Raw genomic sequence first — 7294 nt, 5'->3', positions numbered from 1 at the left:
GTGCGGAGGCCGCCGACTAGCGGGCCGACCCAGCGGACGCCCGCCCCTCATCCGGCCCGCAGACCAGAAGCTCAGGCCGTCGCCCCCGCCGCCCGGCGCCGCTTAGCGCAGCGTCGCCAGTGCCCGCAGCACCGCGTGACCGGCCTCGGGGTCGCCGACCGCGATCCGCGCGCTCCCATCGGGGTACGCCTTGGCCGCGATGCCCGCCCGGCGCAGCGCGGTGGCCACCCCCGGCCCCGGCAGGTAGAGGAAGTTCGCGTGGCTGGGCGGCACGTCGATCCCGCAGCGCCGCAACGCGTCTCGCAGCGCCTCGCGCTGGGTGGTGATCCGCATGGTCCGCGCGGCGAGCTCGGGTTCGGCGGCGTAGGACGCCGATACCGCGGCCACCGCCGCCGAACTCACCCCGAACGGCACCTGCAGCCTGCGCACGCGGGCGATCATCTCCCGCCTGCCGAACGCGTACCCGATGCGCAGCCCCGCCAGTCCGTATGCCTTCGAGAACGTTCGCAGGACAAGCAGATTGGGGTACTTGCCGAGCAGGGCGAGCGGGTCGGTGTACTCGGCGGCCCCGAGGAACTCGACGTAGGCCTCGTCCAGGAGCACCGGCACCCGCGCGGGTACGCCGGACAGGAACGCCCTCAGCTCGCTCGCGGCGACCACCGTGCCCGTCGGGTTGTGCGGACGGCACACCACCACCAGCCCGGTCCGTTTGTCGACGGCTCTGCTCATCGCCCACAGATCCTGGTTGCCCGCGGCGTCCAGCGGCACCGCGACCACCTCGACGCCCGCCATGTCGGCCAGGATCGGGTAGCCGTCGAAGGTCGGCGTCGCGAACACCATGCCCGCCCCCGGCGCGGTCAGCGACTGGATGATCTGCAACGCCACGCCGGTCGCGCCCGAGCCGACCACGACCTGATCGGCGTGCACGCCCAGGTGCCGCGCGATCAGCTCGGGCAGCCGGCGCGGCAGGAACTCCGGGTATCGATTCGCCTGGGCCAGTGCGCTGTTCACCGCGCGGAGCACCGAAGGCAGTGGCGGGAACGGGTTTTCGCTCAGGGCCAGGTCGAAGCGGGGCGTCGCGACGGGGTTGCCGCGCCGCCGCGACGGCGTGGTCTCGTCGAGCAGGCGGACGCTCACCGCGCTGCCCCCCACCGGACGGCCGCGGCGCCGGCGAAGTCGCCCGCGTGCGCGAACGCCGACATCAGCACCACCGAGCCGTTGCGCAGCCGGCCCGCCCGGTTCTCCACGTCCAGGGTCACCGGAATGCCCGCGGCGAACAGGTTTCCGCACATGTCGAAGGTATCGGGGTGCCGCTCGGCGGGCAGCTCGAGCGCGTCGTGCCAGTTGCGCAGGAACAGCCGGTTGGGCTGGTTGGTGACGAAGGTGTCGATGTCGCGGCCCTTCACCCCGATCCGATCGCACACGGCCAGCGCCACCTCGGGGACGAGCCGGTTGCCGCGCGCGAACACCTTGGTGACCTTCGACTCGGTGAAGCTGACGCAGGCCTGCCCCTCGCCCGGCTCCCAGTACTTGCGGTCGCCGTTGGTGGAGAACTCCATGTCCCCGGCGAACTCGGGGTAGGTGCGGCACTCGATGTCGAGGATCGGCGCGCTGTCGTCCTTGACCAGCAGCCCGACCCCGCAGCCGTCGCCGGGCACCGGCGCCTGGGCCAGCTTGCGGATGTCGGGCTGGCGGAACACCGGGCCCGCGCAGTTCTGCGTCGCCGCGATCAGCGCGGTCCGGGCGCCGGTGGTCTGCAAGACCATGCGCGCCATCGACATCATGTGCACGAAGGCCGCGCAGCCGCCGTTGTGCACGTCGTAGACGAAGGCGGGGCGCGCGCCGAGCCGCTTGGCCACCTCGGGGCCGCAGCCGAGCACGGGATTGGTGGGCAGCTGGGTGTGCGTGATCAACACGTCGATCTCCGAGACGAACCGCGCCCCATGGCGTTCGATCAGCGGCGCGACGGCCCGCTCGACCATGTCCACCGCGGTCTCGTCCCGGTGCACATGGTGGCGGGTCCGCGGCGAGCGGAACATCACGTTCTTGGCCATCCGGTCCGAGCGGGAGAACTGGGTGAAGTACTCGGTGCCGACCGGGTCGCCCGGCAGGTAGCTGGCCACATCGACCAGGCTGACCTGGGGGAGGGCGGGAGCGTCGGGATCGGTGGGGATCATGCGGGTGCTCATTTCATCCAGTCGGGCTTGATGGGCAGGCCGTGCGCCGCCCGGTACTCGCAGATCGCCTTGAGGTTGTCCATCTCCAGCTGGTGGCCCGCGGAGAACATGTCCCAGAAGTCGCCGACCCAGACCGGGCGTTCGGCGGGCGCGGTCTCGGGATAGGGGTTCTCGTCGTAGAAGGGGTGCTTGCAGTTGACCCAGAGCACCACGGAGCCGGGCTTGTCGAAGACCGTCTGCGCGTCGACGACCCGCAGCAGGTAGATCATCCACAGGTGCCGCGACTGGTCCCAGGCGCAGTGGTAGTCGACGGTCATGCCGTCGGGGTGGGCGACGGTGCGCGTGAAGATCTTGGTCTCGTCGCCGAGCCGGTCGTAGGCCAGCCAGAGGCCGGGCTCGTCGGCCGGCACGAAGCCGCGCAGGCTGTAGGTCCACTCCTCCAGCGAGCGGGTGTCGGCGAGGTACTCGTACACCTCGCGCGGCGGCGCGGCGATATACGCCTGCACCGGGCAGTATTCGCCGAAGATCTGGTCGTGCGGGTACACCGACCGCAGCATGTCCATGATGATCGGCGTCGTCGCGTCCTTGTCGGAGTTCTCGATGCGCAGGACGCCCGAGGGCAGTCCGTCGGCCGGGATGTCGCTGAGGGCGGGCAGGGGGCGCGCGGGCTCGTCCGTCACCCGGCCACCGCCCTCCATGGAAACGCGAGGCGTTGCGGTCATTTCATCTCCTGGATTGCTCGATGGTGGTCAGGAACGGAAGAAACGGCGGAATCTCGTCCGGGTCGACGTCGATGGAGAGGAACGACGGACCGTCGGTGTGCAGGCAGTCCCGCAGGGCGGGGCCCAGTTCGGCGGGCGCGCGCACCGAGCGGGCGGGCAGGCCGGGGAACATCGCGCCGACGCCGTCGCCGAGGTGGGCGGGGCGGAACCTGTTGAAGCTGTACCGGTTTCGGTAATACAGCTGCTCCCTGGTGACGCACATGGCGTGGGCGTTGTTGTTGAGCACGATGAAGGTGACCGGCAGCGCGTGCTCGATCGCGGTGTGAATCTCCATGCCATGCATGTAGAAAGCGCCGTCGCCGGCGATGACGACCGTGCGCCGCACCCCGCCGGGCCCGTGCCGGCGCGCGAACGCCGAACCGATGCCCGCCCCGAACGCGTACCCCATCCCGCCCATGCCGAGCGCGACGACGAACCGGCCGCCGCGCGGCACGCGCAGGTGATGCACCACGGCCGCACCGGTATTGCCCGCGTCGGCGAAGACGTCGGTCCCCTCGGGCAGTGCCGCGTCGACGCTGTCGACCACGTGCCGATAGCGCAGGCCGGGACCGGCGGCGGCCGGAACGCGCAGGGGCGTAAGGCTTCCAGACCCACGCCGCTCCGAGGAGACTGCGGCGCAGGCGAATTCATCGGCCAGATCGCCCAGCGTGCGCGCGAGGTCGGTGCTGGTGGCATGGGTGGCGGGCAGGAACGGCGGTGCCACACCGACACTCGCTACGAGGCAACCGGCGAGTGGTTCGTCGAGCCCGGTGCGCGCGGTGACCGGCATGGGCGCGCCGACGAGCAGGCACAGCGCCGCCGAGCGCACGGCCGCGACGAGTTCGGGGTGTCCCATGGTCCCCGCGACGCCGCAGAAGGCGGGGTCGGTGTTGTCGTAGGTGTCCTTGGCGTCGGGGGCGACGCCGACCGCGGCGTCCAGCACGGTGGCCAACCGCGCCAGCTCGTCGCGTGCGTCGTCCCGGGCGACCTGATCCCCCGCGATGATCACCACCTTGCCGGTGCGCCGGGCCGTCCGCAGCGCGGCGCGCAGCCGGGTCAGCCCCGCTTCGTCGCGCCGATAGACCTTGTCGGGCAGTCGAATAGAGCGTGTCGTGACCACGGGAGCTTGCTGCACGTCCTTGGGCAGCAGCAGTACCGCGGGCCCGCCGCGCCGGGCCGCGCCGACCGCCCTGGCCAGCTGATCGGGCAGGTCGGCGGCGCTCTCGACGCGGGCGCAGTACCGGCTGATCTCCTCGAACAGGCGGGCAGCGTCGATGGTGCCCGAATGTCCACTGGTGTCCTGGAAGGCGCCGTTGCCCTCCAACGCGGTCGGCGGCTGGCCGATCAGCGCGAGCACCGGCACCCGCGAGGCGTACGATTCGGCAAGTCCCGCAACGAGATTCATCGCGCCTCCGCCGGAGGTCGCAGCCACGACGCCGAGCCCCGCAGTCGATCGGGCGTAGCCGTCGGCCATGGTGGCCGCGGCGAACTCGTGCTTGGCGATCACGCCGGTGACGTCGGCGGACGCGTCGAAAACGGCGTCGTACAGATCCTCGATATTGGCGCCGTCGACGCCGAAGATATGCCGGACGCCGAGGGCCGAGACCGCCTGTACCACATAGTCGACGACCCTGGTCTGCATCGGCACTCCTTCCCGCGGTGACCGCCGGTGCGCTCGGGGCACACGCGAGATTCACGTTCTGCGTACAGGAGTGATACGGGCCGGGCGAGCGGACGGTTCAACGCCGGACCGGCGAACGCGCGAAGCGGCCCCTGTCGATCGGCGGCGAAATGCCGCGTGTGGGCGGGCGACAGGCCGAGGGTTGCGTGTACGTATACATCTACGTATAGTCGTGTCATGCCCAACAAGACGATCTATGTTGCCGATGACGATCTCCCGCTGTTCCAGCGGGCGCAGGAGCTGGTGGGCGGCAATCTCTCCGGGGCGGTGACCACGGCGCTGCGCCGGTTCATCGAGTTGGAGGAGGGTCGGCAAGAAGGGTACGACGAGGTCGTCGTCCGGGTCGGCCACAACGGGGTGCGGCAGGTGCGGTTCTCCGGCGCGCTGCTCTTCGAGACGAACGAGGTCAATGATCATCGGATGGAACACGTCCGGGTGTTCCGCAGCCGCAAGGGCAAATACGTCCTGCACGCCCACTACGCCAGCTGGGACGAGTACCCCCAATCCGCCAACTGGGTCAAGGATCTGACGAACTGGCGGCGCCTGCTCGGCGTCGGCGAGCAGGATTGGGGCGATTTCGTCCTGGAGATCGTCGACTCGGTCGAGGAGCTGAAGGGCAAGCTGCCGGACAAGATGTACGGAAGGGTGGTCGACATCGCGAAACGTCCGCAGATCGAGGATCTCGACATCTAGCCCGATTCAACCAACCTACAGCCGCCCCGGGACACCGGGAGCGGTGTCGATCAGGCATGCGCGCATGCGCATTCGCTCATGTAATTCATCGAAAGGACCGTCATGGTCAACGGCCATCGCGCACCCGCCATCTCGGCGGTGGGCCTGCGTAAATCCTTCGGCGAGCACGTGGTGCTCGACGGCATCGACATCTCCGTTCCCGAGGGCACCGTGTACTCGCTGCTCGGCCCGAACGGCGCGGGCAAGACCACCACCGTGCAGATCCTCACCACGCTCATCCACGCCGACGGCGGCGAGAGCCGGGTCGGCGGCCACGATGTCGAGGCCGAGCGCGACGCGGTGCGCAAGGCGATCGGCGTCACCGGCCAGTTCTCCGCGGTCGACGAGCTGCTCACCGGCCGGGAGAACCTGATCCTGGTGGGCGATCTGCAACACCTGCCGCGGCGCGAAAGCCGAAGGCTGGCAGCCGATCTGCTGGAGCGCTTCGACCTCGTCGAGGCCGCCGACAAGCCGGCGTCCACCTACTCCGGCGGCATGACGCGCCGACTCGATCTGGCCATGACCCTGGTCGGCGACCCACGCATCATCTTCCTCGACGAGCCGACCACCGGCCTGGACCCGCGCAGCCGGCGCGCCATCTGGGATCTCATCCGCGGCCTGGTGAACGACTACAACGTCACCGTGTTCCTGACCACCCAGTACCTGGACGAGGCCGATCAGCTGGCCGACCGCATCGCGGTGCTCGACCAGGGCCGGATCGTCGCCGAGGGCACCGCGGCGGAGCTTAAGCGGCTGGTGCCCGGCGGACACATCCGGCTGCAGTTCGCCGACCGCTCCGCCCTGTTCGCCGCGTCCGCCGCGCTGGGCGTCGACGCGCGGATGACCGACGACGCCGAGGCCGGCGACGAGGAGCTGACCCTCGCGGTGCCGAGCGACGGCAGCGTGAAATCGCTACGGGCGCTGCTGGATCGGCTCGACTACGAGCGCATCGAGGTCGAGGGGCTCGCCGTGCACACGCCCAATCTCGACGACGTCTTCCTCACCCTTACCGGCCAGCCGACCCCCGACAAGGAAACCGTCTCATGAGCACCATGTCCTACGCCCTCGCCGACTCGGCGACGATGCTGCGGCGCAACCTGACCCACGCGAAGCGCTACCCGAGCATGACCTTCGGCATCGTCGTGATGCCGACCGTGCTGCTGCTGATCTTCAAGTTCGTCTTCGGCGGCGCGCTCGAAAAGTCTTCCGGCGGAAACTATATCGACTACCTAGCCCCCGGCATGCTGCTGATGGTGCCCGCCTACATCACGGCGTCGGTGGCGGTGTCCATCGCCACCGACACCTCCAAGGGCATCGTGAACCGCTTCCGCACCATGGGCATCACCCAGTCCTCGATGCTGACCGGGCACGTGCTCGGTGCGCTGCTGCAGGCGCTGGGCGGCATCGTGCTGATGGCCGCGGTCTCGCTGCTCATCGGGTGGCGGCCCGACGCCAATGTGGTCGAGTGGATCGCGACGCTCGGCCTGCTGGCCTTCACCGTCTTCGGGCTGAACTGGCTCGCGGTCGCCCTCGGCCTGCTGTCGTCGAACCCGGAGGGCGCGAGCAACATCGTCTTCCCGATCATCATGCTGCCGTTCCTCGGCAGCGGCCTGGTCAGCACCGACACCATGCCCGCCGGACTGCGCCAGTTCGCCGAGTACCAGCCGTTCACCCCGATCACCGAGACGGTGCGCGGCCTGCTGATGGGCACCGAGATCGGCAACAACGGCCTCCTCGCACTCGCCTGGTGCGCGGCCCTCACTCTCGGCGGGTTCTTCTGGGCGAACTCGATTTTCCGTCGCCGGACGGCCTGAGCACGACCCATGATGGAGGGGGACCGACTCCCCCCGCCGAAGACCGGCGGGGGGATCGGTGGCGTCCTTATCCGATGCCGCGGCGATCAGATCGTTCCGGAGAGCAGTGTCTCGCCGGTCGCGGCCGAG

7 protein-coding genes are annotated in these 7294 nt (G+C 69.8%); 3 read left to right on the top strand and 4 right to left on the bottom strand.

What is annotated here, in order from left to right; genetic code table 11:
• Nucleotides 1-102: 102 nt before the first annotated feature.
• From ON39_RS32590 to ON39_RS32575, 4 genes are read right to left on the bottom strand one after another with little or no spacing between them, the layout of a single operon-like run.
• Entirely contained in the window at nt 103-1137 is a 1035-nt protein-coding gene (locus ON39_RS32590; RefSeq protein ID WP_040739945.1) for an aminotransferase class I/II-fold pyridoxal phosphate-dependent enzyme, read from the bottom strand.
• Complete coding sequence (locus tag ON39_RS32585; protein ID WP_051187415.1) at nt 1134-2177, bottom strand: 3-oxoacyl-ACP synthase III family protein; 1044 nt, start codon at nt 2175-2177, stop codon at nt 1134-1136. The genes ON39_RS32590 and ON39_RS32585 overlap by 4 nt, the downstream gene beginning before the upstream one ends.
• Nucleotides 2178-2185: 8 nt before the next feature.
• Entirely contained in the window at nt 2186-2875 is a 690-nt protein-coding gene (locus ON39_RS32580) for a hypothetical protein (protein ID WP_040739943.1), read from the bottom strand.
• Nucleotides 2876-2900: 25 nt separating this feature from the next.
• Nucleotides 2901-4580: a thiamine pyrophosphate-binding protein gene (locus tag ON39_RS32575; protein ID WP_051187414.1), complete on the bottom strand. Its 1680-nt coding sequence runs from the start codon at nt 4578-4580 to the stop codon at nt 2901-2903.
• A 216-nt stretch (nt 4581-4796) separates the two neighbouring features.
• Here ON39_RS32575 and ON39_RS32570 point away from each other — a divergent pair, with 216 nt between their 5' ends.
• The 3 genes from ON39_RS32570 (at nt 4797) to ON39_RS32560 (ending at nt 7165) form a co-directional block, all read left to right on the top strand.
• Complete coding sequence (locus ON39_RS32570) at nt 4797-5312, top strand: EXLDI protein (RefSeq protein WP_040739941.1); 516 nt, start codon at nt 4797-4799, stop codon at nt 5310-5312.
• Nucleotides 5313-5414: 102 nt separating this feature from the next.
• Nucleotides 5415-6398, top strand: a complete 984-nt coding sequence (locus ON39_RS32565) for a daunorubicin resistance protein DrrA family ABC transporter ATP-binding protein (RefSeq protein WP_040739940.1) — start codon at nt 5415-5417, stop codon at nt 6396-6398.
• On the top strand, nt 6395-7165 hold the full coding sequence (locus ON39_RS32560; RefSeq protein ID WP_040739939.1) for an ABC transporter permease: 771 nt from the start codon (nt 6395-6397) through the stop codon (nt 7163-7165). The genes ON39_RS32565 and ON39_RS32560 overlap by 4 nt, the downstream gene beginning before the upstream one ends.
• Nucleotides 7166-7294 lie beyond the last annotated feature (129 nt).

The organism is Nocardia tenerifensis NBRC 101015 (genome assembly GCF_000308715.1).
GTDB classification, from domain to species: Bacteria; Actinomycetota; Actinomycetes; order Mycobacteriales; family Mycobacteriaceae; genus Nocardia; species Nocardia tenerifensis.
Note: the sequence above shows the minus strand (reverse complement) of the source record. Positions and strands in the feature narration are given on the sequence as shown.

Excerpts from the sequence above, each read along its gene's own strand:
- ON39_RS32580 (WP_040739943.1), bottom strand. The coding sequence starts at position 2,875 with ATGGAGGGCGGTGGCCGGGTGACGGACGAGCCCGCGCGCCCCCTGCCC.
- ON39_RS32575 (WP_051187414.1), bottom strand. The coding sequence starts at position 4,580 with ATGCAGACCAGGGTCGTCGACTATGTGGTACAGGCGGTCTCGGCCCTC.
- ON39_RS32570 (WP_040739941.1), top strand. The coding sequence starts at position 4,797 with ATGCCCAACAAGACGATCTATGTTGCCGATGACGATCTCCCGCTGTTC.
- ON39_RS32560 (WP_040739939.1), top strand. The coding sequence starts at position 6,395 with ATGAGCACCATGTCCTACGCCCTCGCCGACTCGGCGACGATGCTGCGG.
- ON39_RS32585 (WP_051187415.1), bottom strand. The coding sequence starts at position 2,177 with ATGATCCCCACCGATCCCGACGCTCCCGCCCTCCCCCAGGTCAGCCTG.
- ON39_RS32565 (WP_040739940.1), top strand. The coding sequence starts at position 5,415 with ATGGTCAACGGCCATCGCGCACCCGCCATCTCGGCGGTGGGCCTGCGT.